This is a genomic window from Geobacillus sp. FSL K6-0789 (genome assembly GCF_038593135.1).
In the GTDB taxonomy this organism is placed as follows: Bacteria; Bacillota; Bacilli; order Bacillales; family Anoxybacillaceae; genus Geobacillus; species Geobacillus stearothermophilus.
This window is the reverse complement of the sequence record NZ_CP151966.1, coordinates 3,038,441-3,064,215: the sequence shown is the minus strand read 5'-3', so window position 1 is coordinate 3,064,215 and position 25,775 is coordinate 3,038,441. Positions and strand designations below refer to the sequence as shown.

At 52.3% G+C, this 25,775-nt stretch carries 24 protein-coding genes and 1 pseudogene; 19 read left to right on the top strand and 6 right to left on the bottom strand.

All coding sequences use genetic code 11. The features are described from left to right. The first annotated feature begins 105 nt into the window (after nucleotides 1-105). The 4 genes from pta to NSQ51_RS16230 all read left to right on the top strand — a co-directional run bounded on the left by pta (nucleotide 106) and on the right by NSQ51_RS16230 (nucleotide 5,064). The gene (pta, locus tag NSQ51_RS16245; RefSeq protein ID WP_049624169.1) at nucleotides 106-1,086 is read left to right on the top strand and encodes a phosphate acetyltransferase; all 981 of its coding nucleotides are present in this window, start codon (nucleotides 106-108) and stop codon (nucleotides 1,084-1,086) included. Between the two features lie 305 nt (nucleotides 1,087-1,391). After that, nucleotides 1,392-2,531, top strand: a complete 1,140-nt coding sequence (locus NSQ51_RS16240) for a transposase (protein WP_342462717.1) — start codon at nucleotides 1,392-1,394, stop codon at nucleotides 2,529-2,531. A gap of 96 nt (nucleotides 2,532-2,627) precedes the next feature. Further along, nucleotides 2,628-3,815, top strand: a complete 1,188-nt coding sequence (locus NSQ51_RS16235) for an IS701 family transposase (RefSeq protein ID WP_049625563.1) — start codon at nucleotides 2,628-2,630, stop codon at nucleotides 3,813-3,815. Between the two features lie 397 nt (nucleotides 3,816-4,212). Next, nucleotides 4,213-5,064 (top strand): lipoate--protein ligase family protein, encoded by an 852-nt coding sequence (locus NSQ51_RS16230; protein ID WP_049624634.1) that lies wholly within the window; start codon nucleotides 4,213-4,215, stop codon nucleotides 5,062-5,064. Nucleotides 5,065-5,202: 138 nt separating this feature from the next. On the opposite strand, the gene NSQ51_RS16225 is transcribed toward NSQ51_RS16230, so the two are convergent. After that, the gene (locus NSQ51_RS16225; RefSeq protein WP_015376083.1) at nucleotides 5,203-5,856 is read right to left on the bottom strand and encodes an RsfA family transcriptional regulator; all 654 of its coding nucleotides are present in this window, start codon (nucleotides 5,854-5,856) and stop codon (nucleotides 5,203-5,205) included. 175 nt (nucleotides 5,857-6,031) lie between these two features. Between NSQ51_RS16225 and NSQ51_RS16220 the strand changes: the two genes are divergently transcribed. The 4 genes from NSQ51_RS16220 to iscB all read left to right on the top strand — a co-directional run bounded on the left by NSQ51_RS16220 (nucleotide 6,032) and on the right by iscB (nucleotide 9,742). Further along, a complete protein-coding gene (locus NSQ51_RS16220; RefSeq protein ID WP_011232879.1) occupies nucleotides 6,032-6,259 on the top strand; it encodes a DUF1450 domain-containing protein in 228 nt (75 codons plus the stop codon). 144 nt (nucleotides 6,260-6,403) lie between these two features. Beyond that, nucleotides 6,404-7,702: an HD domain-containing protein gene (locus NSQ51_RS16215; RefSeq protein ID WP_049624635.1), complete on the top strand. Its 1,299-nt coding sequence runs from the start codon at nucleotides 6,404-6,406 to the stop codon at nucleotides 7,700-7,702. Between the two features lie 13 nt (nucleotides 7,703-7,715). Then, nucleotides 7,716-8,234: a hypothetical protein gene (locus NSQ51_RS16210; RefSeq protein ID WP_033015432.1), complete on the top strand. Its 519-nt coding sequence runs from the start codon at nucleotides 7,716-7,718 to the stop codon at nucleotides 8,232-8,234. 254 nt (nucleotides 8,235-8,488) lie between these two features. Beyond that, nucleotides 8,489-9,742, top strand: a complete 1,254-nt coding sequence (gene iscB, locus NSQ51_RS16205; RefSeq protein ID WP_231107618.1) for an RNA-guided endonuclease IscB — start codon at nucleotides 8,489-8,491, stop codon at nucleotides 9,740-9,742. A gap of 111 nt (nucleotides 9,743-9,853) precedes the next feature. Here iscB and NSQ51_RS16200 read toward each other — a convergent pair whose 3' ends face one another. Beyond that, nucleotides 9,854-11,155, bottom strand: a complete 1,302-nt coding sequence (locus tag NSQ51_RS16200; protein ID WP_049624637.1) for an NCS2 family permease — start codon at nucleotides 11,153-11,155, stop codon at nucleotides 9,854-9,856. 100 nt (nucleotides 11,156-11,255) lie between these two features. Continuing rightward, nucleotides 11,256-11,444 (bottom strand): 2-hydroxymuconate tautomerase, encoded by a 189-nt coding sequence (locus NSQ51_RS16195; protein ID WP_011232876.1) that lies wholly within the window; start codon nucleotides 11,442-11,444, stop codon nucleotides 11,256-11,258. A gap of 132 nt (nucleotides 11,445-11,576) precedes the next feature. On the opposite strand from NSQ51_RS16195, the gene NSQ51_RS16190 reads away from it, so the two are divergent. Together NSQ51_RS16190 and NSQ51_RS16185 are read left to right on the top strand one after the other, a co-directional pair. Continuing rightward, nucleotides 11,577-12,245, top strand: a complete 669-nt coding sequence (locus NSQ51_RS16190) for a site-2 protease family protein (RefSeq protein ID WP_011232875.1) — start codon at nucleotides 11,577-11,579, stop codon at nucleotides 12,243-12,245. A gap of 17 nt (nucleotides 12,246-12,262) precedes the next feature. Continuing rightward, nucleotides 12,263-12,778: a YwhD family protein gene (locus tag NSQ51_RS16185; RefSeq protein ID WP_049624638.1), complete on the top strand. Its 516-nt coding sequence runs from the start codon at nucleotides 12,263-12,265 to the stop codon at nucleotides 12,776-12,778. A 131-nt stretch (nucleotides 12,779-12,909) separates the two neighbouring features. Here the strand turns inward: NSQ51_RS16185 and NSQ51_RS16180 are convergent, their stop codons facing one another. Continuing rightward, entirely contained in the window at nucleotides 12,910-14,955 is a 2,046-nt protein-coding gene (locus tag NSQ51_RS16180; protein WP_049624639.1) for a PBP1A family penicillin-binding protein, read from the bottom strand. Between the two features lie 256 nt (nucleotides 14,956-15,211). Here NSQ51_RS16180 and speE point away from each other — a divergent pair, with 256 nt between their 5' ends. The 6 genes from speE (at nucleotide 15,212) to NSQ51_RS16150 (ending at nucleotide 20,050) form a co-directional block, all read left to right on the top strand. Next, a complete protein-coding gene (speE, locus tag NSQ51_RS16175) occupies nucleotides 15,212-16,039 on the top strand; it encodes a polyamine aminopropyltransferase (protein WP_049624640.1) in 828 nt (275 codons plus the stop codon). A gap of 12 nt (nucleotides 16,040-16,051) precedes the next feature. After that, nucleotides 16,052-16,927 carry an agmatinase gene (speB, locus tag NSQ51_RS16170; protein WP_049624641.1) on the top strand — a complete coding sequence of 292 codons (876 nt, stop codon included), beginning with the start codon at nucleotides 16,052-16,054 and terminating at the stop codon, nucleotides 16,925-16,927. Between the two features lie 132 nt (nucleotides 16,928-17,059). Beyond that, nucleotides 17,060-17,437, top strand: coding sequence for a cytochrome-c oxidase (locus NSQ51_RS16165; RefSeq protein ID WP_080985699.1), 378 nt, complete (start codon nucleotides 17,060-17,062; stop codon nucleotides 17,435-17,437). A gap of 254 nt (nucleotides 17,438-17,691) precedes the next feature. Continuing rightward, nucleotides 17,692-18,123: a DUF1934 domain-containing protein gene (locus tag NSQ51_RS16160; RefSeq protein ID WP_033010742.1), complete on the top strand. Its 432-nt coding sequence runs from the start codon at nucleotides 17,692-17,694 to the stop codon at nucleotides 18,121-18,123. Between the two features lie 4 nt (nucleotides 18,124-18,127). Further along, nucleotides 18,128-19,801, top strand: a complete 1,674-nt coding sequence (argS, locus tag NSQ51_RS16155; RefSeq protein WP_049624643.1) for an arginine--tRNA ligase — start codon at nucleotides 18,128-18,130, stop codon at nucleotides 19,799-19,801. A gap of 81 nt (nucleotides 19,802-19,882) precedes the next feature. Further along, nucleotides 19,883-20,050 (top strand): XapX domain-containing protein, encoded by a 168-nt coding sequence (locus NSQ51_RS16150; protein WP_033010756.1) that lies wholly within the window; start codon nucleotides 19,883-19,885, stop codon nucleotides 20,048-20,050. 249 nt (nucleotides 20,051-20,299) lie between these two features. On the opposite strand, the gene cls is transcribed toward NSQ51_RS16150, so the two are convergent. Further along, a complete protein-coding gene (cls, locus tag NSQ51_RS16145) occupies nucleotides 20,300-21,490 on the bottom strand; it encodes a cardiolipin synthase (RefSeq protein ID WP_033010745.1) in 1,191 nt (396 codons plus the stop codon). A 267-nt stretch (nucleotides 21,491-21,757) separates the two neighbouring features. Here cls and NSQ51_RS16140 point away from each other — a divergent pair. From NSQ51_RS16140 to NSQ51_RS16130, 3 genes and pseudogenes are all read left to right on the top strand, one after another. Then, nucleotides 21,758-22,612: pseudogene (locus tag NSQ51_RS16140) on the top strand (methylmalonyl-CoA mutase); the annotation flags it as partial. Nucleotides 22,613-22,731: 119 nt separating this feature from the next. Next, nucleotides 22,732-23,289, top strand: a complete 558-nt coding sequence (gene rpoE / locus NSQ51_RS16135) for a DNA-directed RNA polymerase subunit delta (RefSeq protein WP_033017340.1) — start codon at nucleotides 22,732-22,734, stop codon at nucleotides 23,287-23,289. Nucleotides 23,290-23,447: 158 nt separating this feature from the next. Beyond that, complete coding sequence (locus NSQ51_RS16130; RefSeq protein WP_033017339.1) at nucleotides 23,448-25,079, top strand: CTP synthase; 1,632 nt, start codon at nucleotides 23,448-23,450, stop codon at nucleotides 25,077-25,079. 57 nt (nucleotides 25,080-25,136) lie between these two features. Here NSQ51_RS16130 and NSQ51_RS16125 read toward each other — a convergent pair whose 3' ends face one another. Further along, the gene (locus NSQ51_RS16125; RefSeq protein ID WP_033017337.1) at nucleotides 25,137-25,658 is read right to left on the bottom strand and encodes a DUF2529 domain-containing protein; all 522 of its coding nucleotides are present in this window, start codon (nucleotides 25,656-25,658) and stop codon (nucleotides 25,137-25,139) included. Nucleotides 25,659-25,775 lie beyond the last annotated feature (117 nt).

The following is a 25,775-nucleotide window of genomic DNA, read 5'->3' as shown; positions in this document are numbered from 1 at the left end:
TGAAGGCTTACCTGCGTTGCGTTTCTGGCGAGAAGCGGTATGCTTAATGTAGAGAAAGGCTGATGCCTGGAGACAGGCGGGCCAACCGTGAAGGAGGCATGAATCGTGACAACCGATTTATTTACGGCATTAAAAGCGAAAGTAACCGGTACGGCTCGAAAAATCGTGTTTCCCGAGGGAACCGATGACCGCATCTTAACGGCGGCGAGCCGTTTGGCGACGGAGCAAGTGCTTCAGCCGATCGTCCTTGGCGATGAGCAAGCGATAAGGGTGAAAGCAGCTGCGCTTGGCTTGCCGCTTGAAGGGGTGGAGATTGTCAACCCGCGCCGCTACGGCGGGTTTGATGAGCTAGTTTCGGCGTTTGTGGAGCGGCGCAAAGGGAAAGTGACAGAAGAAACGGCGCGCGAGTTGCTTTTCGATGAAAACTATTTCGGTACGATGCTCGTTTATATGGGAGCGGCCGACGGCCTCGTCAGCGGGGCGGCACATTCGACGGCGGATACGGTCCGACCAGCCTTGCAAATCATTAAAACGAAGCCAGGCGTTGGCAAAACGTCCGGCGTGTTCATCATGGTGCGCGGCGACGAAAAATATGTGTTTGCCGATTGCGCCATCAACATTGCTCCTAACAGTCAAGATTTGGCTGAAATCGCGGTCGAGAGCGCCCGGACGGCCAAAATGTTCGGCCTTAAGCCGCGCGTAGCGCTGTTAAGCTTTTCCACGAAAGGGTCGGCCTCGTCGCCGGAGACGGAAAAAGTCGTTGAGGCGGTGCGGTTGGCGAAAGAAATGGCGCCGGATCTGATCCTTGACGGTGAGTTTCAATTTGACGCCGCGTTTGTGCCAGAGGTGGCGAAAAAGAAAGCGCCGGACTCGGTCATTCAAGGGGACGCAAATGTCTTTATTTTCCCGAGCCTTGAGGCGGGCAACATCGGCTACAAAATCGCCCAGCGCCTTGGCGGCTTTGAAGCGGTCGGCCCGATTTTGCAAGGGCTGAACAAGCCGGTCAACGACCTATCGCGCGGCTGCAGCGCCGAAGACGCCTACAAGCTCGCGCTCATCACCGCGGCGCAGTCGCTTGGGGAGTAAAGAGGCGGCGAACTGAGCAAGAGGAGTCGGAACCGGTTCGTTTTGCCAAAGAATGGGCGATCTCTTGTTTCATGCATGGATTCGTGTCAAAGAAGGCGGCTGGCTGCTGTTTAGCCGCTTTCTTTTTTAACAACCCATACGCCGCAAGTCCCCCGCCTCTAAGCGAAGCGTAGGCGGGGGATACGCGGCGTCCTTTTTTTACTTTTGATCAAAAAAGTAAAAAAATGGGAGAATCGATGAAAAAAGAATATAGATTTTCGATTATTCATATTTATATTTTATATTATAAGTAAGGAGGTGAAAGGATGTATCGAACGGTCAAAATACCTTTTCAAACATCAAAAAAAGATATCGATCGATTATTCGAATGCAACCGAATATCGGCTCAAATTTGGAATGACTGTTTAGTCATTGCCAAAAACTATGCATTAAAGAATAATGGAAAATGGATCAACCAAACCGAACTTCAAAAACAAACGAAGGGCAAATACCCGATCCATAGCCAAAGCATTCAAGCCGTATGCCATAAATATTTGAACGCCAGAGACAGCGCCAAAAAAGCCAAACAAAAAGGGCTAGATAACAAATATCCGTACAAACAGAAAAAATATTTCAACACGAAATGGGCAAATAACGGATTTATCATTCACCCAAATGGGACCATTGAACTGAAAATGGGTCGCTGGGAAAGAAAAAACCAACCTCCTATTGTAGTGAAAATCGATAAAGAACAAATTCCAAACGGCACTGTCAAAGAAATCGAACTCATTTTTGATGCGAAACATTGGAAACTCATGCTTTGCCTCAGTTATGAAAACGGTGAACAACCAACTACTAAAAAAGAAGGAACTATCGCTGCCGGTGATCCTGGCGAAATTCACGCCATTAGTGCCGTCAGCGAAAACGGAAGCAGCATCATCATCACCGGTAGAAAAATAAGAAGCATTCATCGCCTTCGAAATAAAAAAATAGCAGAACTGCAAAAAAAGATGTCCAAATGTAAAAAAGGTTCGCGTAAATGGAAAAAATATAACCGCGCGAAGCAATATATTTTATCGAAAAGCGAAGCGCAATTAAAAGACTGCTTGCATAAAACGACCAAACAATTGGTCGATTGGTGTTTGGAACAAAACGTCAAACATTTCATGATAGGCGATGTCGAAGGCGTCCAGCGCAACAAAAAGAAAAAGCGATCCAAATTGGTGAACCAAAAATTATCGAACTGGTGTTTTGGCAAACTCTACGACTATTTGAAATACAAACTAGAAGCTAAAGGCATCACTTTTGAAAAAGTGGATGAATCGTATACCACGCAAACATGTCCTGTTTGCGGGAAGAAGAAAAAACCTTCTTCTAGAAATTTTATTTGTGCTTGTGGTTATTCTCAGCATCGGGATGTCCATTCGGCATGCAATATTCTTACTGTAGATGAGCAAATTTGCTAACATAAATTTACAAACTAAACAAAAAAGGAGACATGAACCCGATTCCTTGGTTAGAATAGATGTGCTACCAACTACCCACAAGGAGGTTCATGTCTCATGAATAGATTAGCACATCATCAAGGAATCCACAAGTTTTTCATGACGCTGGGATTGGCGCTTTATTTCTCGAAGCCGGTCATCAAGCATCTCGTTCATCTTGTCGACGCCTTGACGACCAAGGGATTTTCGGGGACATTGACGGATGTCCGGTACTGGAGTTTTCATCCGAATCATCGAACCACGCTCAGCCACTTTTTCACGAAAAGCCCTTGGAACGAGGAAAAACTGCTTGAGAAGCTTCAGGAGTGGGTTCTTCGCCAGATCGAACGCCTGGCCAAACGGACGAATCAACCCCTGTTCCTTTCGATTGATGATACCATTTGCCAAAAAACGAAGCCTTCGTCACGGGCAACGCACGCCATTCAAGGGTGTGACTGGCATTTCTCTCACAGCGATCATCAATTGGTCTGGGGGCATTCGCTTGTTTGGCTGATGGTGCACACCTTCACGCAAGCGTTTCCGTTCGCCTTTCGTCTGTATGACAAGACATCGGGAAGAAGCAAAATCGACCTGGCGATCGAGATGCTTTCCTCGCTCAAGGGGAAGCGGGCTCAGCCGGTGTATGTGCTCGTGGATTCATGGTATCCGTCCCAAGCGCTCATCGAAGCCTGTCTGAAACAAGGATTCCATGTCATCGCCATGCTCAAGACGAACCGGATTCTCTACCCGAAAGGTATCGCCATCCAAGCGAAGGAGTTTGCCCGCTATATCGAGCCAAATGACACCCGCCTCGTCACGGTGGGGAACGAGCGCTATCGTGTCTACCGCTACGAAGGCGCGCTCAACGGTCTTGATGACGCGGTGGTGCTGCTGGCTTGGAAGGCGGATCAACCGATGACGCCGGATCATCTCCATGTCATATTGAGCACCGACCGGGAGCTGAGTGACGAAGACATCTTGCGTTACTATGCCCAGCGCTGGACGATCGAATGCTTTTTCCGGCAGGCAAAAGACCAGCTGAAGCTCGATGGGTACCGTGTTCGCCACGTTCGGGCGGTGAAACGGTATTGGGTCGTGGTGCTGTTAGCCTGCGTATACAGCATCGCGGAATCTCAACAAGACATCTCTTCCGGCCTGGAGCTTCTTCGGTCTCGGAAAGGGCACAGCGTCGTCGAGTTCATCTATGACGCCGCAAAGCAAGATATTCCCATTGATGTGATCAAAAAACAGCTCCATGTCGCCTAAGGGGTCCCCTGTTTGTCTCTTAGGGAATGGAAATTACTGTAATGAAAAATACTCATCTACAGATTCTTACAAAACACTTATATGGAGAATTCCGACCGATGAAAATAACGAACCACAAGTATCTACGGATCGCGTAAGCGAGAAGTAGTAGATGGTGAGTTCCCACCCTTCATGCTTTGGCATGATGTTACTTGCTATTTCTTTCTGTTGTGTTTCCGTGCTTGGTCACGAGATACACGGGAAACCCGGTGTATCGTGAAACACCCGGAAAGAAAAAGGCAAGAAACCCCCACTTCAACGCCTACGGGCGTAAGTGGGGGAGGTTCATTGGCCGTAATCGTTCCAGTTTGATGTGGTATAATGAGAGCGGAACGTTCAACGTAAGGGGTTTGTTGCGATGAGCCATGAATTGCTGCGGCAGCCGAAATGGCGGGTCATCGACCAGTCGCATTTCGGTCCGCTGTTTGATGCGAAACAATCGTTTGCCATCGATGATGCATTATGCACCGCGGTTGGTGCGGGACAGTCGGATGCGGTCGTCCGCACGTGGGTGCATGAGAATACCGTCGTCTTAGGCGCCGCTGATACGAAGCTTCCGTACATCGATGAGGCCATTTCGTTTTTGCGCCAGGAAGGGTATCGCGTCGTCGTCCGTAATTCCGGCGGGTTGGCCGTTGTCCTTGACAGCGGGGTGTTGAATATTTCGCTCATTTTTCCGGAAACGAAAAACACGATTGCCATCGAGCAAGGGTATGAGGCGATGTATGCGCTCATGGCCGCCATGCTTGCCTCATACGGCGCCCGCGTTGAGGCGGGGGAAATCGTCGGTTCGTATTGCCCGGGGAACTATGACTTGAGCATTGGCGGCAAAAAGTTTGCCGGCATTTCGCAACGGCGCGTGCGCGGCGGCGTTGCCGTGCAAATCTACCTTTGCGTCAACGGGAGCGGAGCCGCGCGGGCTGAGCTTATTCGCTGTTTTTATGAGCTCGGCCGCCAAGGAGAGAAAACGAAATTCGCCTACCCCGATGTTGTCCCAACTGTCATGGCGTCGCTGTCTGAGCTTCTCGGCTGCGAGTTGTCGATCGATGAGCTGCTTGTCACCCTTTGGCGCACGCTGCAGTCGTTTGGCGGCGAGCTATATTCGTCTGCCCTCGAGAACGGCGAATGGAATTGGTATGAGCAGTATTGGGCGCGCATCGTCGAGCGGAATGAAACGGCGCTCAAGGGCGAGCTCCTAGCAGGAGAATAAGGGGGCGGTCCGCCCAGAAGCAAGAGCCTGCGTTCATCGCCTGACGCCGCCGGCAGGCAAAAAGGATGCTCCGTGTCTCGGCCGCACCGGAGAGAGTGCGATCAAGGCGCAGCCATGGACAGGGCATCCTTATTTTATTTACTCCGCGATTTTTTCCAAGTTGCCGTTCGGGTCCATGCGGAAGGTCAGTCCCCGCTCTTCTTCCTCTTTTAACACCATTTTGCGCGCTCGGTTGATGATTTTCACGAGCGTCTCAAAATCTTCTTGGACGGTCGACGAATTTTCTTCTAATTTCGCAACCTTTTCTTCAAGTTCTTTATTTTTTTGCTTTAATTCTTCAATTTCGCGGCGCAGCCGCTCGTTTTCTTTGATCAGCGTCTCCCGTTTCCGTTCATGGGATTGGAACGTTTTCAAAAAAGCGATCACTTGATCCAGCGTCACTTGTTGCGGCGGGGAGGATGGGATGACGGCAGGCAGCTGCATCACCTCTCCCAGCTCCTCAAGTGAGGGCATCGGGGGCTCGTACAGACGCCGCTTTTTCGCGCCGCCTTGTTTGGCCAGCAGCCGCAGCCGCTCTTTTCGCTGCTTTTTCGCCAGCTGCAGCGCTTCTTCGTACTGATGGCGGACGACGGCATTCCAGCGAAAGCCACAGGCGGCCGATGTCCGATTTAGCTTGTCGCCGACTTCTTCAAACGCGTTCAGCTGGGTGCTCCCTTCACGCACATGGCGCAATACGGTCTCTGCCAACAATAAATCGTCTTCTTCCGTCCAAGCGTCTTGCCGTTGTTTCACTGTTCTCCACTCCTTTTTCCCATGCTAGTAAAAGGGTGGACCAAAAGGAAAAAAATTATACGTTGCAAGTTTATGGGATTGGCAAATTACAAGGGTGAAAGCATGCCAACTTGCAATTTTCTCACGAAAGCGGTAGAATACACAAAGCAAACGCTGCGGAAAGGGATGACGAGTGATGGCGAATGAGTTTCGCGTTTGCGACGACTGCAAGGCGCCGAATTTAAAAACATTGATTCCGCGCCTCAAAAAGCTGGATCCGGATGCGGTCATCAAAATCGGCTGCCAGTCGTATTGCGGCCCAGGGCGGAAAAAGACGTTTGCTTTCGTCAACAACCGTCCGGTGGCGGCGCTGACGGAAGACGAACTGATTGATAAAATTGCTGAAAGGTTGAAAAAGCGATAACCGATCACCTTCTTTGCCGAAAGAAGGTGATTTTTTGTTTTTTCCGTCAATAATGGAGAAAGACGGAGAAAAAAGTCAACTATTTCTTTGCCAAAAGAAACGGCGTATAATAGACGTATGTTGGAGACGGAAGAGGAGGACGCGATGTATTCCGGCGGGCAGCTTGACGAAGAAAAAGTGTTTAAAGATCCAGTGCACCGATACATACATGTTCGCGACAAAGTGATTTGGGATTTGATCGGCACAAAAGAATTTCAGCGCCTGCGCCGCATCAAGCAGCTCGGCACGACATATTTGACGTTTCACGGCGCCGAGCACAGCCGGTTTAACCATTCGCTCGGCGTTTACGAAATTATCCGCCGCATCATTGACGACGTGTTTGTTGGCCGCGATCATTGGGATCATAGCGAGCGCCTTCTTTGCCTATGCGCGGCGCTCTTGCACGATTTAGGGCACGGCCCGTTTTCCCATTCATTTGAAAAGGTGTTTCGCCTCGACCACGAAGATTTTACACAGGCCATCATTTTAGGCGATACGGAAGTGAACGCCGTCCTGCGCGCGGTTGATGGCAATTTTCCGCAAAAAGTGGCGGAAGTGATTGCCAAGACGTACCCGAATAAGCTCGTCGTCAGTCTCATCTCGAGCCAAATTGACGCCGATCGGATGGACTATTTGCTGCGCGATGCGTACTACACCGGCGTCAGTTACGGCTATTTTGACATGGAGCGCATTTTGCGCGTCATGCGCCCGCGCGAAGACCAAGTCGTCATCAAACGAAGCGGCATGCATGCGGTCGAGGATTACATTATGAGCCGCTACCAAATGTATTGGCAAGTGTATTTCCATCCTGTGACGCGCAGTGCGGAAGTCATTTTGACGAAAATTTTGCATCGGGCGAAAAAGCTGTACGAGGACGGGTATACGTTTGCGACGAAGCCAACCCATTTTTTATCGTTTTTTGCCGGCCATGTAACGCTCGGCGACTATTTGGCGCTCGATGAAGCGATCATCCTGTTTTACTTCCAGCAATGGCAATATGAGCGAGATCCGATTTTAAGCGATTTGTGCCGGCGGTTTGTCCACCGCCGCCTGTTCAAATATACGGAGTTCCATCCGACGAACGAGCAAATGGCGAAGCTGATCGAGCTGACCGGCTTGTTCAAAAAGGCCGGGATCGATCCAGACTATTACTTGGTCGTCGATTCATCGTCCGACTTGCCGTACGATTTTTACCGGCCGGGCGAGGAAGGCGAGCGCCTGCCGATTTATTTGTTGATGCCAAACGGGGAGCTGCGCGAGCTGTCGCGCGAATCGGTGTTGGTTGACGCCATTTCCGGCAAGCGGCGCACCGACCATAAGCTCTATTTCCCCGCTGATTTCCTGGAAGACTTGTCGACGAAGCGGACAGTGAAGAAAAAGATTATGGAAATTTTAAAGGGTTAGGAGATGACGGAGAGTGCTCACAGAGCATGCGAAAGTAATGAAGGCGTTGGCGGCCGCCGGGGAAATTGTCGGCCGCAAAAAGCTGCAAAAAATGATTTACATCGCCAAAAAGCTCGACTTTCCGTTTTATGAGAAGTTCGACTTCCACTTTTACGGCCCGTATTCGGAAGAGTTGACGTGCCGCATCGAAGAGCTGTGCGCGCTCGGCTTTTTGCATGAAGTGAAAGAGAAAAAGAGCGGCTATGTGCAATACCGCTATACACTGACCGAAGCGGGCGAACAGTTTTTGCGCCATTACGACTGGGAGATGCCGGGCCTTGCCGAATGCATGCAGGCGATGAACGGACAAAACGCACGCTTTTTGGAGCTTGTCTCCACGGTGCTCTATTTTGAACATTTGTCAAAAGATGAGGTAAAAGAGAAAATCGCTGTCGTAAAAAGCAAGCAGCGCTATACGGAGGACGAGATCGAAGAGGCGTATGCGTATATTGAGGCGCTGCGGAGCCGTTGCAACAAGGGCGCTTGTGTGTAGGGAAGGTCAACTACCCACCACTTAAAGCCTAACGGCTTTTGAAGTGGGGGCTTGGCAAGCCCTAGTTGACTACCCTCAGCCATTCAATGGCTACGTTGGAAGGGTCATGACACTTACGGATGCTCCTCCAGTCCGTAACCCTGTCGCAGATGGTTAAAAGCTCTGATGGGTAGGAGCGGTGCTGTCTGCCGAACAAGCCCTTCCAACATTGGGGAGGAGGAACTCACTCCTGAAAGGAGGTACACGTCTTGTTCGTGTACATTATCAATAAGCATGGAAAACCACTCATGCCATGCTCACCAAGGAAAGCAAGACTTTTGCTAAAACAGAAGAAAGCAAAAGTAGTAAGAAGGACACCTTTTACCATCCAGCTTTTATATGGTAGCAGTGGTTACAAACAACCCGTGTCATTGGGTGTTGACATGGGGACACGACATGTAGGAATTTCTGCAACAACAAAGAAAGATGTGCTGTTTGAAGCGGAAGCGCAACTTCGAACAGATATTGTGGAATTACTTGCTATACGGAGACAGTTCCGTAGAAGTCGAAGAAACAGAAAGACTCGCTACCGAGAAGCCAGATTTCTTAACAGAAGAAAACCAGAGGGATGGTTACCACCATCTATTCAACACAAAATCAACTCGCATATAAAGTTGATTGACTTAGTTCACAATATTCTCCCTGTCACATCTGTCACTATTGAGGTAGCAGCATTCGATACACAGAAATTAAAAAACCTAAATATCCGAGGGGTGGAATATCAACAAGGAGAACAAATGGGGTTTTGGAATGTTAGAGAGTATGTTCTATACAGAGACAATCATACTTGTCAATATTGCAAAGGAAAAAAGAAAGACCCTGTTCTCCAAGTGCATCATATTGAAAGTCGAAAGACAGGAGGTGATTCACCAGATAATCTGATCACTCTATGCAAAACATGCCACCATGAAATTCACGAAAAAGGGCTTGAGCATATATTTCAACGCAAACGACCGCCTATGAGGGATGCTAGTCAGATGACCGCCATGCGATGGGCAATGTTTAGTAGGATAAGAGAAAAATACTCGCATGCAAATATCACATACGGGTATATCACCAAATGTATTCGCATTGCTAATGGACTGTCTAAATCTCATATGGTGGATGCTCGTTGTATTAGTGGAGATCCACTAGCCAAGCCAAGTGGCACGGTTTATCTTCTAAAATTCGTTCGAAAAAACAACCGTCAATTGCATAAAGCAACCATCTTAAAAGGCGGAAAACGAAAATCAAACAAAGCTCCACGATTTGTCAAAGGGTTTCAACTGTTTGACAAGGTGGTATACGAAAGGAAAGAATGTTTTATATTTGGCAGAAGAAGCAGTGGTTATTTTGACCTTCGGCTGTTAGATGGCACAAAAGTGCATGCTTCAGCAAGCTGGAAAAAGTTAAAAAGAGTTGAGCATGCTAGTACATTGTTAATTGAAAGGAGGAAGGGCGATTCCTCCCCGACTTTCGCTCTCGCTTAGAAGTCGGGGTCTCCTCGCCAAAGAAGATGAAAAACACTGTTTCAACACACCATCAGCTGGCCATAGACGAAAAGGTGTCCCATTGTTTCCGGGACACCTTCTTCTTTTGGATTAATGCGGCAAAAACGCCAGCTGCAAAAAGAACAGCACGGCAAGCACGTACAGCAGCAACGGCACATCGCGCCAGCGGCCGCGGGCGATTTTTAAGAGCGGGTACGAGATGAAGCCGAGCGCGATGCCGGTCGCGATGCTGGACGTGAGCGGCATGCTTAAGATGATGAGAAAGGCTGGGAACGCTTCGTCCAGTTCGCGCCAATTGATATGGGCGATGTTGCTGATCATCAAGCTGCCGACGACAATGAGCGCTGGGGCGGTGATGGCAGAAAGCCCGGCGACGGCGCCGACAAGCGGGCTGAAAAAGGCGGCTGCGATGAACAAGACGGCGACCGTGAGCGCGGTCAAGCCGGTGCGGCCGCCGGCGGCGACGCCGGTTGACGACTCGATGTACGCCGATGTCGGGCTCGTGCCGAACATGGCGCCGATCGTGGTCGCGACGGAGTCGGCCAAGAGCGCCTCGCGGGCGCGCGGCAGTGTGTTTCCTTTCATCAGTCCCGCTTGCTGGGCGACGCCGATCATCGTGCCGGTCGTGTCAAAGAGCGTGACAAGCAAAAAGGAAAAGACGACAGCGTACAGGCTGTGGCTGATGACATCGCCAACGGCCGTCAATGGATTGGCGGCGACAAGCCCTTCCGGCAGCGACGGCAGCGAGACGATACCTTTGTCAAAGTGAAGCTGACCGGTCGCGTAGGCGATGACGCCGGTCACGACCATGGCGTAAAAGAGCGCGCCGTTGACGCCGCGCATCATGAAAACGAGCGTCACCGCCAGGCCGATGAGCGTCAACACGGCCGACGGGGCATGCAAGTTGCCAAGCGCGACCAAATTTTGCGGATGGGCTTGGATAATTCCGGTCAGCCGCAGGCCGATAAAGGCGATAAACAGCCCGATGCCGGCGGTGATGCCATGTTTTAAGCTGTCGGGGATCACTTCGATCAGCTTGCTGCGGAGCGGGGTGAGCGACAGCAACAAAAACAGCAATCCCGCGACAAACACAGCGGAAAACGCGGTTTCGTACGAAATGCCGCCGTGCGAGCCGACGACGGAATAGGCAAAATACGCGTTCAGCCCCATGCCGGGGGCAATGGCGATCGGATAGTTGGCGAATATTGCCATCCACAGCGTGCCGACGACGGTGGCGATGACGGTGGCGGTGAACGCCTGTTCAAACGGGACGCCGGCGTCTGATAAGATGATCGGATTGACGACGATGATGTACACCATGGTGAAAAAGGTCGTCAGGCCAGCGAGAACCTCTGTTTTGCGATTGCTGGCATGGTGCGGAAGACGAATCATAGGCAACCTCCTAAAGACGAACAATATGAAAGACAACTATAATAATATTCGTTTTTATTTCAAAAAGCAATGGGGACGCCCGATGGCGTCCCCCTGTTTGTTACTCCGCGTCGCTCAGCCGTTTTCCAGCGATGGCGTAATGGTCTTTCGTCATTTCTTCAATAAATACGACAACGCTCTCCCGTTTCGCCCCTGTCGTCTCGACGACGGCGTCCGTCACTTTTTCAACGAGCGCTTTCTTCTGTTCATCCGTGCGGCCGGCGAGCATTTTGATCGTGACATACGGCATCATCATTCCCCCCATTTCCTTGTCGAGTGCTATCACGCTTATTATACCATGGAACCGTGAAGTTCAGTCCACTTTTGGCGGTAAATCATGTATACTAAGGATAGTGAATACAGGGGAAAAGGAGTTAATCAAGTGGAACACATTTTGCCGTATTCGTTAAGCGAAATTCCGTACGTGCTGTTGACGCTGGCGCTGGCGTTTTCTGTGCATGAGTTCGCCCATGCCTACGTTGCTTACAAGTTCGGCGATCCGACGGCGAAAAACGAGGGACGGCTGACATTGTCACCGTTTGCCCATTTGGATTTGCTTGGAACTTTGCTGATCTTTCTCGCCGGGTTTGGCTGGGCGCGCCCGGTGCCAGTCAATCGCTTTTATTTCAAAAACCCGCGCCTTGCCGGCATTCTTGTCTCGGTGGCAGGGCCGCTAAGCAACCTCGCGCTCGCCGGGCTTGGATTTGTCATTTGGTACGCCATGATCGATTTCGGCATCATGCGGGCGCTGCCGGATTGGTTTGCGGCCGGGTTTGATCTGTTTTTCCAAATTTTTATCAGCTTGAACGCCGTCTTGTTTGTGTTTAATTTATTGCCATTTCCGCCGCTTGATGGGTATCGTATTATTGAAGACTTGGCCCCGGATGGGCTGCGGGCGAAAATGACGCAGTGGGAAACGTACGGGGCGCTCATTTTCCTTGTTCTCGTGCTGACGCCGCTCGATCGCTATACGATTGAGCCGGTGTTTCAAGTGGCGCTGCCGTTTGTGCTTGAGAACTTGCAGTCACTTGTGGCCAGCTTGTTTATGTAGGAAGGAGGAACAAGCGGATGGAGCAAAAAAAGAAAAAAAACATCGGCTTTAATATCATCAAAGACGACCCGACCGACGGGCACCGCGGCTTTGGCGCCGGGGCGTTGAGCCTAGAAAACGTGTCGCCGGTCATCATTGACGTCGAAGCGGGTGAAGCGTTCGTTGATATGGGGGCGATGCATGCCCGCAGCTCTGTTGAGCGCGGCATCAAGTTTTTGCCGGATCGCTCCGCCGTGCCAAACGGCAAGCCGTATTGGATCGTCTGGGTGACGATCGAGCGCCGCGAGGACGGTCCGTATTACGCCGGGGTGACGGCGTGCGAAATGACGGTCGACCGTGAGGCGCGCCTTGGTTATAAGTTATTGCCGGAACATGTGAACCGGCTCGATAAATCGCTGAAACGGCATATCATCGTCGATCATATGGACGCTAAGTCGAAGCGGGTGCTCGCCGACTTTTTGAAAGGCCACGACATCGGGATGTGGAACCGCTCGAGCGATGAACTGAAAAAAGGACTCGAAGGCGAATTGTGACGGTTTTGTGAACATGTTTGCCTAAGGGCTTGTTCTTATCTGGAAAAAAGGATAAACTAAATCTAAATGTATAACACAGGAAAACTAGGACAAGAAAATCCCCTGCGGGCAAACGCAGGGGATTTTCTTGTTTAAAACCATGGAAACCATTTCTCGAACCAGCTTTTTCCGTCTTCTTTTTTCTTCTTCTCCTCTTTTACATGATCGGTGCAATAGTCAACCGGTTCTGTGCCAGCGATATAATACGTTTTCCGCTTCACTGGGCACGAATCGGTTGCCAGCTTGCCGTTTTGCGGGTCGATGTAGACACCGATGACGCCTTTGGTCGGCTTGAACGATTTTTTCGGCTCGCCGGCGAGGCTTTTCTCCATAAAGCGGATCCATATTTGTTTCGCGTATTGCTTTTCGTCAAAGCGGCTCATCGTTTCGCCGCGGTCGTAGCCGGTCCAGACGCCGGCGACCAACTGCGGGGCGAAGCCGATCATCCAGCTGTCCGTTTTCGTCGTTCCGGACTTGCCGGCGTACGGGCGCGTCATTTCATCGGCGATCGATTGCCCGGTGACGGTCGTATAGCCGTTAAGCTTTGGGTCGAACATTCCGGTCATTAAATGGGTCGTCACAAACGCTGCGTCGCGGTCGAGCACTTGCCGGCTCTCCGGCTTATGTTCATACAGCACGTTTCCGTTCGCGTCGACGACTTTTTGAATAAACACCGGTTCGGTTTGTTTGCCGTAGTTGGCCAGCGTGCTGTACGCGTCCACCATGTCGATCACTTTCACGGGCGAGGTGCCAAGCGCCAATGACGGCACTGCTTTCAATCTGCTTGTAATGCCAAGCGCTTTCGCTGTTTCGACGAGTTTGTCGGCGCCGATGAACTGGAGCGTTTTCACCGCAAAGACGTTGTCGGATACAGCGAGCGCCTGAGCGAGCGTGATCGGGCCATTGGCGTAGTAGTCATTGTAATTATGGGGGGTGTACGACGATCGGCCGCCGTTAAACGTAAATGTCGTCAGCTCGCTGCGCAGTTGGGTCGATGGGGTGAATCCTTGCTTGATCGCCGCGTAATACAAAAACGGCTTAAATGTCGACCCTGGCTGGCGTTCCGCTTGCACAGCGCGGTTGAACGAGCTTTCTTCGTAGTTGCGTCCGCCGATGAGCGCCTTTACTTCCCCTGTGCGCGGATCCATGGCCACCAATGCCGCCTGGATGGCAGAATGGGGACTGATGACTTGCTTAACTTGTTCTTCGGCGATTCGCTGCAGGCGTCGGTCGAGCGTTGTGTAGACGCGCAGCCCCCCGAGCTCAATCGTCCGCTCATCAAATCCAAGCTTCGTGCGCAGCTGCTGTTTCACAACATCTTGGAAATACGGGGCCACAGGCTGCTCTCGTTCGCGGTGGCGGATGTAAACGAGCTTGTCACGGTACGCCCGCTCCGCTTCTTCGCGGCTGATGTAGCCGGCTTCCACCATAGAGGTGAGCACGATTTTTTGCCGCGCTTTTGCCCGCGCCTCGTTGACAAGCGGCGAGTAGTAATACGGCCCTTTCGGAATGCCGGCGAGCATCGCTGCCTCGCTGAGCGCCAGCTCGCTCGCGTGCTTACCGAAATAATAGCGCGCTGCTGCCTCGATGCCGTAGGCGCCATGGCCGTAGTAAATCGTATTTAAATAGCCTTCTAAAATTTTTTCTTTGCTGTAATTGGCTTCAAGGCGGATCGTGTACAGCGCTTCCTGGATTTTTCGCGACCACGTTTTCTCATGTGTTAAAAACAAGTTGCGTGCATATTGCTGGGTGATCGTGCTCGCTCCTTGCACTTTGTCCATGGCCTTGAGATTGGCGAGCACCGCGCCGGTGATCCGTTTCAAGTCAAATCCGTGGTGTTCGTAAAACTTTCGGTCCTCAACGGCAATCGTCGCCTCGATGACGTGCGGGGAAATGTCACCGAGATGAACCCAGTACCGCTTTTGTCCATGGTCGCTTTCCCCGATTTTGCGGCCGTCGTCCGCATAAAAAATCGTTGTTTGCGGCACGGCGACCGGCGGGGCGCCTTCGATTTTGGCAAACAAAATAAAGCTCCCGAGAGCGGCGAAGGCAAAGATGGCGAGAAAAAAGCCGATAAAGACGGCGGCGCGCACATATTTCCACGTGCCGCGAAAACGGCTGCCCGGGATCGGTTCCATTGCGCATCACCTCAACGGTTTTGGCGTTGTTTTAGACATGCGGGCGGACGCCTGGCTGGATGTGCCGCCTTGCTTTTGTCAAGGCTTCGCCAGCGAGGTTTTCCGCTTTTTCTTACCAGTATGAAAAAAAATTTTTTATTTTAAACTTGTTCCTCTTGCATTTTTGCTAGATTGCTCTATACTTTTTCGTGTTTAGTTTTTCGTTGGCTAAGGAAAACTTGTATAGTAAGCAACGCTCGGAGAAAGGATGTTACCGATGGAACTTTGGTTTACCGAAAAGCAAACGGAGCATTTTGGCATCACCGCACGCATCGTCCGCACTTTACATACAGAACAAACGCCGTTTCAAAAGCTTGATATGGTCGAAACGGCGGAGTTTGGCAACATGCTCATTTTAGACGGCATGGTGATGACGACGCAAAAAGACGAGTTCGTCTATCATGAAATGGTCGCCCACGTCCCATTGTTCACCCATCCGAAGCCAGAGAACGTCCTTGTCGTCGGCGGCGGCGACGGCGGCGTCATTCGTGAAGTGCTGAAACACCCGAGCGTCAAAAAAGCGACGCTTGTCGAAATTGACGGCAAAGTGATCGAGTATTCGAAAAAATACTTGCCGGAAATTGCCGGAAAACTCGACGATCCGCGCGTCGAAGTGAAAGTCGATGACGGGTTTATGCATATCGCGCAAAGCGAAAACGAATACGACGTCATCATGGTCGACTCGACGGAACCAGTCGGCCCGGCGGTCAACTTGTTCACAAAAGGGTTTTATGCCGGCATCGCCAACGCGCTGAAAGAGGACGGCATTTTCGTCGCTCAAACGGACAACCCGTGGTTTAAAGCGGACTTGATCCGCAACGTCTACCGCGATGTGAAAGAAGTTTTCCCGATTACCCGTTTGTATACAGCGAACATTCCGACGTATCCGAGCGGGCTCTGGACGTTTACGCTCGGCTCGAAACAATACGACCCGCTTGCGGTGAGCGACGACCGGTTCCATGACATTGAGACGAAATACTACACGAAAGAATTGCATAAGGCGTGTTTCGTTTTGCCAAAATTTGTCGCGGACCTAGTGAAATAAGGGGGCAGATCGATGCGTTTTGATGAAGCTTATTCAGGCAACGTCTTTATTGGCAGCCACCCGAACTTCGAAGAAAGCGAAGCGGTCATTTACGGCATGCCGATGGACTGGACGGTCAGCTACCGGCCTGGCTCGCGGTTTGGCCCGGCCCGCATCCGCGAAGTGTCAATCGGGCTTGAGGAGTACAGCCCATATTTGGACCGCGAACTCAAAGACATCCGCTACTTTGACGCTGGAGACATTCCGCTGCCGTTTGGCAATGCGGCCCGCAGTTTAGAGCTGATTGAGCAGTTCGTGAAAAAGGTGCTTGACGCCGGCAAGTTTCCGCTCGGCCTCGGCGGCGAACATCTCGTCTCTTGGCCGGTCATCAAAGCGGTGTACGACTATTACCCGGATTTGGCCGTCATTCACATGGACGCCCATACTGACTTGCGCGAACATTACGAAGGCGAGCCGCTGTCGCACGCGACGCCAATCCGCAAAGTCGCTGACTTGATCGGCCCGACGAATGTCTTTTCGTTCGGCATCCGTTCCGGGATGAAAGAGGAGTTTGAGTGGGCGAAAGAAAACGGTATGTACATCGCCAAGTTTGAGGTGCTTGAACCGCTCCGCTCCGTGTTGCCAAAGCTCGCTGGCCGCCCGGTGTATGTGACGATCGACATCGATGTGCTTGACCCGGCCCATGCCCCCGGAACGGGAACGGTCGATGCCGGCGGCATTACATCGAAAGAGCTGCTAGCCGCGATCCATGAGATCGCCCGCTCCGACGTCCGCGTTGTCGGCGCCGATTTGGTGGAAGTCGCGCCGATTTACGACCACTCCGAACAAACGGCCAATACGGCGAGTAAGCTTGTGCGGGAAATGCTGCTTGGTTGGGTAGGGAAGTGAAAAATGAGAAAAAGCGCCTAAATCGCAAGTTTGCGAGGGTGCTTTTTTCTTTGGCGGGACAAAAGATGCAGGAATATGAGCGTACGGAGGATCATAACATGTAATGTTCTTACAGAGAAAGGGAAGGAGGGAATGAAGATGGGCGTGAAGCTGATCAAAATTTCTGTTGTGTACTTTGTCATTGGCGTCTGTATTGGGCTTGGCATGTCGATGACCCATTCGTTTGCGCTGACCCCGGTCCATGTCCATATCAACTTGCTTGGCTGGACGGCCTTGACGCTTGCTGGCATCATCTATCATTTATTTCCACAAGCGGCGGCGGCGAAATGGGCGAAAGTGCATTTCTGGCTGCACAATATCGGCCTGCCGGTCATGATGATCGGTCTCATTTTCGTCGTTTACGGTAACGAAGCGTTCGTGCCGGTGACAGCGATTGGCGGGGTGCTCGTCGTGATAGGTGTCATTCTTTTTGCTATTAACGTGCTAAAAAATGTTCGGGCGTCATCATAAAATACCGATGGAACAAAGAGGGTGTCCCAAAAGGATCGGGACACCTTTTCTTATTACCGTATGTAGGCATAAAACAATCATTAAGATAACAATATGTTGTGTTTTGTTTAAGGAAAAACAACCTTTTGGGCCAGCCCTTTTTTTGCCCACTGGAGCGGAAATCTGCCATCGGGTTTGTCCCCTCTTGAATGGAGCGGAACAGTTCATTATACTATAAACTATGACTGTTTGTTCGCAAAGGTGTGTTCATCGATATGAAGGAAACAAACGGCATCCCGGCGCGCCTCCGCCAAGTGGCTGTCATTCGCGACGGTCCGCGCCAAGAGACGGTTGTGCTTGAGGCGGACGGGGTGTATTACATAAAAGGGGAAACAGGCTATTTGCAGTTTGAGGAGGAAAACGAACTCGGGCGGGTGAACAACATTGTGAAAATCGCGCCTGACGAGGTGACCATCCTTCGCTCCGGAGCGGTCGAGATGCGGCAAACGTTCCGCCGCCGGCAAGAAACGCCGGGCCATTACGGAACGGTGTTTGGGCGGTGGGCGATGGCGGCGAAAACGGATGCGATCGAGTTTCACTATGACGATAAGCGGAAGCGGGGGCGGCTCTTTCTCTCCTACGAGCTTTTCTTGCAAAACGAGCGGAGCGGACGCCATACGTTGACGTTGACATTTAAGGGGGTATAAGCCGATGAACATTGTCGGACAAATGAAAGAACAGCTGAAAGAAGAAATTCGCCAGGCGGCGGTGAAAGCCGGGCTCGTTTCGGCTGATGAGCTGCCGGACGTCTTGCTGGAGGTGCCGCGCGACAAGACGCATGGCGATTACTCGACGAACATCGCCATGCAGCTTGCCCGCATTGCGAAAAAGCCGCCGCGGGCGATTGCCGAAGCCATCGTCGGGCAGCTTGATCGCGAGCGCGTATCGGTGGCGCGCATTGAGGTGGCGGGGCCGGGATTTATTAACTTTTACATGGACAACCGCTATTTGACGGCGGTCGTGCCGGCGATTTTGCAGGCGGGACAAGCGTATGGCGAATCGAACGTCGGCAACGGGGAAAAAGTGCAAGTCGAGTTCGTCTCCGCCAACCCGACCGGCGACTTGCATTTGGGCCATGCCCGCGGCGCGGCGGTCGGCGATTCGCTTTGCAACATTTTGGCGAAAGCCGGGTTTGACGTGACGCGCGAATACTATATTAACGACGCCGGCAAGCAAATTTACAACTTGGCGAAATCGGTCGAAGCCCGCTATTTCCAGGCGCTCGGTGTCGATATGCCGTTGCCGGAGGACGGCTATTACGGCGACGACATTGTCGAAATCGGCAAAACACTTGCTGAGGAATATGGCGATCGGTTCGTCCACGCCGATGAAGAGGAACGGCTTGCTTTCTTCCGCGAATACGGCCTTCGTTATGAGCTCGACAAAATTAAACAAGATTTGGCCGCATTCCGTGTTCCGTTCGACGTCTGGTACTCGGAAACATCGCTTTATGAAAGCGGCAAAATCGACGAAGCGCTTTCCACTTTGCGCGAGCGCGGCTACATTTACGAGCAGGACGGGGCGACATGGTTCCGTTCGACGGCGTTTGGGGACGACAAAGACCGCGTCTTAATTAAGCAGGACGGCACGTATACGTACTTGCTTCCGGACATCGCCTACCACCAAGACAAGCTGCGGCGCGGATTTACCAAGCTGATTAACGTTTGGGGAGCGGATCACCACGGCTACATTCCGCGCATGAAAGCGGCGATCGCCGCGCTCGGCTACGATCCGGAGGCGCTCGAAGTCGAAATCATCCAAATGGTGAACTTATACCAAAACGGCGAGCGCGTCAAAATGAGCAAGCGCACCGGCAAGGCGGTGACGATGCGCGAGCTGATGGAAGAAGTCGGCGTCGATGCCGTCCGCTATTTCTTTGCGATGCGCTCGGGCGATACACATTTGGATTTTGACATGGACTTGGCCGTGTCGCAGTCGAATGAAAATCCGGTTTACTACGTCCAATACGCGCATGCCCGCGTCTCAAGCATTCTCCGCCAAGCGGAAGAGCAAAACGTGTCGTACGAAGGCGACCTCGCTTTGCATCATTTAGTGGAGACGGAAAAAGAAATCGAGCTGCTCAAAGTGCTCGGCGACTTCCCGGACGTCGTCGCCGAGGCAGCGCTCAAGCGGATGCCGCACCGCGTCACCGCCTATGCGTTTGAGCTGGCTTCGGCGCTCCATAGCTTCTACAACGCGGAAAAAGTGCTTGATTTGGACAACATCGAAAAAACGAAAGCCCGCCTCGCGTTGGTGAAGGCGGTGCAAATTACGCTGAAAAACGCGTTGGCGTTGATCGGCGTTTCCGCCCCGGAACAAATGTAACAGATGCAACAAAGGAGGGAAGCGACTACTTCCCTTTTTGTCTGGGCATCATAAGGAAAAACAACGATGGAGGATTTGCTTGTGAAAGAAGTGGTGCTGTCGCTTGTCACCGGCATCGTTGTCGGTTTTTTGTTCACGCTGTTCCGCCTGCCGATTCCGGCCCCTCCGGCGTTGGCTGGCATTGCCGGCATTGTTGGAGTGTATCTTGGGATGCGGCTGTTTCAATGGTTGACATTGTTTTGGAAATGAATAGAAGATACAGGATGGCCAACTGATTCAATCCCGGCCGGCGCCTGCAGCGATCTCACATCGCCAACATGGAGCCGGCCGGGTTTTTTGTTTGGCGGTTTCGGCCGGGATTCCTTTGCCCTTTTGTCCGGGCGTTCGTCCAAGCGCCGGGTTTTGCACGAAAAAAGGCTGATTTTTCCAAGTTCCTACTCGGGGAAAGCCGCTGTTAGGCGGGTTGGTGATGAACATCGCCGGCTTTTTTCGTGTTGCCTACAACCAGGCGGAAATCAGCTGGGAAATCGATTCTTTGCCGCGGTCAAGGAGCGAACGCTTCCGCCAAAAATCGAGCGTCAGCGGCTCGGCACGCGTCAGGTCGCGTTGGATCGCCCGCTTGACCACCTGCGTGAACGCGCGGTCGAATACATAGCAGTTGATTTCGCCGTTGAGAAACAGACTGCGCCGGTCAAAGTTGGCGGTGCCGACATCGCACCATTCCTCATCGACGACAATCGTTTTGGCGTGGTAAAATCCTTGGTAAAAGCGGTAAATGCGCGCTCCGGCCTTCAGCATTTGATAAAAATACGGGTAAGCGGCCTCGCGGACAAATAAATGGTCCGCCCGCAGCGGCACAATGACCGTGACGCGCACCCCGCGCCGGATCGCGCGCATAAGCTCGTCAAACAACGGCCGGCTCGGGATAAAGTAGGGGCTGCCGATCATAATTTCTCGTTTTGCCTGCCGGATCGCATCGATATACTGCTCTTCAAGCGCGGCGCCGTCAGTCGCGACAAGCTGGTGGCGGATGGCGCCGGCGTGAAGGGGTGGGAAGTAGCGGCGTTTGTCAGCGACGGTTTTGCCCGTCGCCTCCTCCCAATCGTGCAAAAATTGTTCTTGCAAGTCGTGCACCCCTTCTCCGCTGATTTTTAAGTGATAGTCGCGCCATTCTCCGATGTTAGCGTCCTTTCCACTGTATTCGCGGCCGATGTTAAAACCGCCCATATACCCGACCTTTCCATCGATGACCGTAATTTTTCGGTGGTTGCGGCGGTTGAGGCGGTAAATGAAAAACGGAAAGCGCGGCGGGCGGGCGTAGGCGAATTCGACACCGCTTGCCTTCAGCGAACGGATGAGCGTTTTCGGCAACCCGAGGCTGCCGACCCAGTCCGTCAACAAGCGCACTTCCACCCCTTCCGCCGCTTTTTCCTTTAAAAGTTGGAAAAATGGCGCCGTCGTTTCGTCATGCTTGATGATATAAAACAAAATATGGATATGATCGCGGGCGCGGCGCAGCTCGGCAAAATAATCGGCAAATAAATGCCGTCCATTCACATACAAGGCCATATCGCTCCGCCGCTTTGGGTACACGACTTTTTTGCGCCCGTTGCGGAGGATCAGCCGGCCAAGCTTGTCATCAAGATAAACGAGTGCGAATATGATCACAATAACGGCAATGATGAGCATATTTTTCCCTCCTGTGCGTCGCTTCAGTACTTATTAATGTGTCCTACAACGCGCAAAAATAGCAGAGCGAACACCCGCTTCCGACCTGTCCGCGTTCTTCGCTGCTTGACGTTCCGCTGCACGGGCCCGGCAACGGCATGAGCATGATTTGGCATGGCGAGGAAGCGACATGGAGCGAACCGGGCGCCTCGCTCATCGCTGGCGCGTTTTCCCGGGTTGGGGAAACCAGCCATTTTTGAGCATATTTTGCGCACCTGCGTGGAAAGCGGGGCGCTGTTAGGCGAACGGATCCGGATGAATGCCATCCATTCGCCGCGCGTCTATATGCGGAGCCTTGCGACGCGCCATTCCCGCTCTGAGCTGTCGCCGGCGATCCGCGACGCCATTTCGGTCGTCAAAGCGGCCGGTTTTGATCTCGTCATTGTCGAAACGAGCGGGATCGGCCAGGGCGATGCCGCCATTACCGAAGTATGCGACGTTTCGATGTATGTGATGACAAGCGAATTCGGAGCGCCAACGCAGCTTGAGAAAATCGATATGATCGATTACGCCGATTTGATCGCCATTAACAAGTTTGAACGCAAAGGCTCGGAAGATGCAAAACGGCAAGTGCAGAAGCAGTATCAACGAAGCCATCAGCTGTTTGACCGTGATCTATCGGAAATGCCGGTATACGGCACGATCGCCAGCCAGTTTAACGACCCGGGCACGAATACGCTTTTTGTCGCACTTGTCGATACGATCAACCGGAAAACGGGAACGAACTGGAAGACGAATTTGAAAACCGTTGCCAACGTTGAAAAGCATAACGTCATCATCCCGAATGAGCGCCGCTACTATTTGCGCGAAATTGCGGAGACGGTCCGCTCGTACCACCGCCGCGCCGAGCAGCAAGTCGAGGTGGCCCGACGCCTCTTCCAAATCGAAGGGGCCATCGAAGCGGCGAAGGAACGGGACGAAGCTGAAGACGTGATCCGCGCGCTCGAAACGCTCAAAGCCGATTACGAAGCGAAGCTGACGCCCGAATCGAAGCGCATTTTGGCGACATGGGAAGAGACGAAAGCGAAATATGCGGCGAAGACATTCGTGACAAAAGTGCGGGACAAAGAAATTGTCACCGAACCTCTCTTTTGCTTTTTTCGCCAAATATGTAGCATAAACCCCGACAATTTGTTTATAATGAATGGTATGTATTCCACTTGCATTCATTTGTTTCATTATATAGAAGGGGAGTGCTGAACTTGAGCCTGCAGCAGCAATACTCGCCAGAGGAATTGCAGGAGATGTCGTTCGTCGAACTGGTGAACCTCATTTTGCTTGACAAGCGCGAGGCGCTGCCGTTCGACCAAATCGTCCGCGAAGCCGCGGCATTAACCGGCATGGCGGAAGACGACATCGCCGCGCGGCTTGCCCAATATTATACCGATTTAAACATCGACGGGCGGTTTATTTGCGTTGGGGAAAACGTCTGGGGGCTGCGTGCGTGGTATCCGTTTGACCAGACGGAAGACGAAACGGTGACGATCGTCAAGCCGAAGAAGAAAAAAGCGCTTGATGATGAATACGATGATTACGAAGAGTTGCTTGACGAAGAGGATCTCGATTACGACGATCTTGATGACTACGATGAGGAAGAGCTCGAGCTTGACGACGAAGAGCTGCTCGAAGACGAGGAATTCGATCTGGACGAAGACGTTGCTTTTGATGATGAGGACATTCTCGACGACGAACCGTTTGATTTGGACGATGAACCGCTTGACGAAGAGCTGGATCTCGAGGAAGCGGAGGAAGACGAATAACCGCTTGACTTTGTTTGAGGAACTCAGTACAATGTGTGTTGGGCTCTTGAAAAATGGACGAATTCATCAGTCGCTCCCTTACATATGGTAAGTGGAGCATTTTTTATTTGCCCTTTCGCAAACACTGTTATTGTAACTTCGGCAAGGGGGAAGACAAAATGACGAAATACATTTTTGTGACGGGCGGTGTCGTTTCTTCGCTCGGGAAAGGGATCACAGCTGCGTCGCTCGGGCGGCTCTTGAAAAATCGCGGCCTGAACGTGACGATTCAAAAGTTCGACCCGTACATTAACGTCGACCCGGGAACGATGAGCCCGTATCAGCACGGCGAAGTGTTCGTCACCGATGACGGCGCGGAAACGGATTTGGACTTAGGCCATTATGAGCGGTTCATCGATATTAATTTGAACAAATACAGCAACGTCACGACCGGGAAAATCTACTCCGCCGTCATCCGCAAAGAGCGGCGCGGCGATTACCTCGGCGGCACGGTGCAAGTCATTCCGCACATCACGAACGAAATCAAAGAGCGCGTCTTCCGCGCCGGCCGGGAAACGAACGCCGATGTCGTCATTACGGAAATCGGCGGTACGGTCGGCGACATTGAATCGTTGCCGTTTTTGGAAGCCATCCGCCAAATCAAAAGCGACGTCGGCCGCGAAAATGTCATGTACATTCATTGCACGCTTGTGCCATACATCAAGGCAGCCGGGGAAATGAAAACGAAGCCGACGCAGCACAGCGTGAAAGAACTGCGCAGCCTCGGCATCCAGCCGAACGTCATCGTCGTCCGTACAGAAATGCCGATGCCGCAAGAGATGAAAGACAAAATCGCTCTCTTTTGCGACATCGACCCGAAGGCAGTCATTGAGTGCCGCGATGCGGACACGCTCTATGCGGTGCCGCTTATGCTTCAAGAACAAAAGCTCGATCAAATCGTCTGTGAACATTTGCGCCTCAACTGCCGTGAAGCAGATATGACGGAGTGGAAAGCGCTCGTCGAGAAAGTGCGAAACTTGTCGAAAACGACGAAAATCGCCCTCGTCGGCAAGTATGTTGAACTGCCGGACGCCTACATTTCGGTCGTCGAGGCCCTTCGCCATGCCGGCTATGCATTTGATACGGGCATTGAGATCCAATGGGTGAATGCGGAGCACGTCACGCGCGACAATGTGGCGGAGTTGCTGAAAGACGCGGACGGCATTTTGGTTCCGGGCGGGTTTGGCGACCGCGGCGTGGAAGGGAAAATCGAGGCGATCCGCTACGCCCGCGAGCAGCGCGTGCCGTTTTTGGGCATTTGCTTAGGAATGCAGCTCGCCTCGATTGAATTTGCCCGCCATGTTGTCGGGTTGTCTGGCGCCCATTCGTCCGAGTTTGACCCGAATACGCCGCATCCGATCATCGACTTGCTTCCAGAGCAAAAGGATGTCGAAGATTTAGGCGGCACGCTTCGCCTCGGCCTGTATCCGTGCAAGCTGCAGGAAGGAACGCTCGCCTACGCTGCGTACGGCGATGAAGTCATTTACGAACGCCATCGCCATCGGTATGAATTCAACAATCAATACCGCCATCTATTAGAAGAGCATGGCTTCGTCTTCTCCGGCACGAGCCCGGATGGACGGCTTGTGGAAATTATCGAGCTGAAAGACCATCCGTGGTTTGTCGCCGCGCAGTTCCATCCTGAATTCACCTCGCGCCCGACGCGGCCGCAGCCGCTCTTCCGCGAGTTTGTCAAAGCGGCGCTGCAATCAAAAGAAGGATATGACGCCCTAGGCAAGGGGACGGTATAGCCTCCGGCGGCGCAGCAAGAAAGAGGGTGTCCCAACGCAACGGGACACCCTCTCTTTTTAGGCATATTCTTGCAAAATGTCATCAAGCAACACGACAAGCCCATAGTAGATGAACGAAGCGGCGGTCACGGTCGGCATGGCGATGCGACGCCCGTCTTCCGTCGGCACGAGCGGGCGGGACAGTTTGCTGTCGATATGGACAGTGGCCAGCTCCGCCAAGCCCGGCTCGTCTTTGACGAGCGCTGAGACGGCAACCGTATCAACGCCGTGCCCCTGCAGCTGTTCCACGAGGCGGATCGCTTCGTTGTCGTTGGAAAAACGGGCGAATACGAGCGCCCGGTCCGTTTCGTTCCAATCGCCCACTTCCCTTGATTCGATGCGGGCCGCCTTTGGCAGCCGATCCGGACCGAGAAGCGCGGCGGTGACAACCGCGTCCAATTCGCCTGCTCCGTACAGCCAGATGCGCCCGTCGCCGACGATCGCCTGGGCGAGCAGACGCGCCCCGTCCTCAAGCGCCCACTCCTCGTCCGCCGCGATTTTTTGCAGCAACCCGATCGTTTGCGTCGCCAAAATTTTCATCACTTGGCCTCCTTTCTCCGCCATTATACAAAATCCGTAAATGATCCGAAAAGCAAGCAGGAAATACGTTCAGGAAATGCGAAACATTAATAGGGAGAAAACAGGGAATAGAGGTGC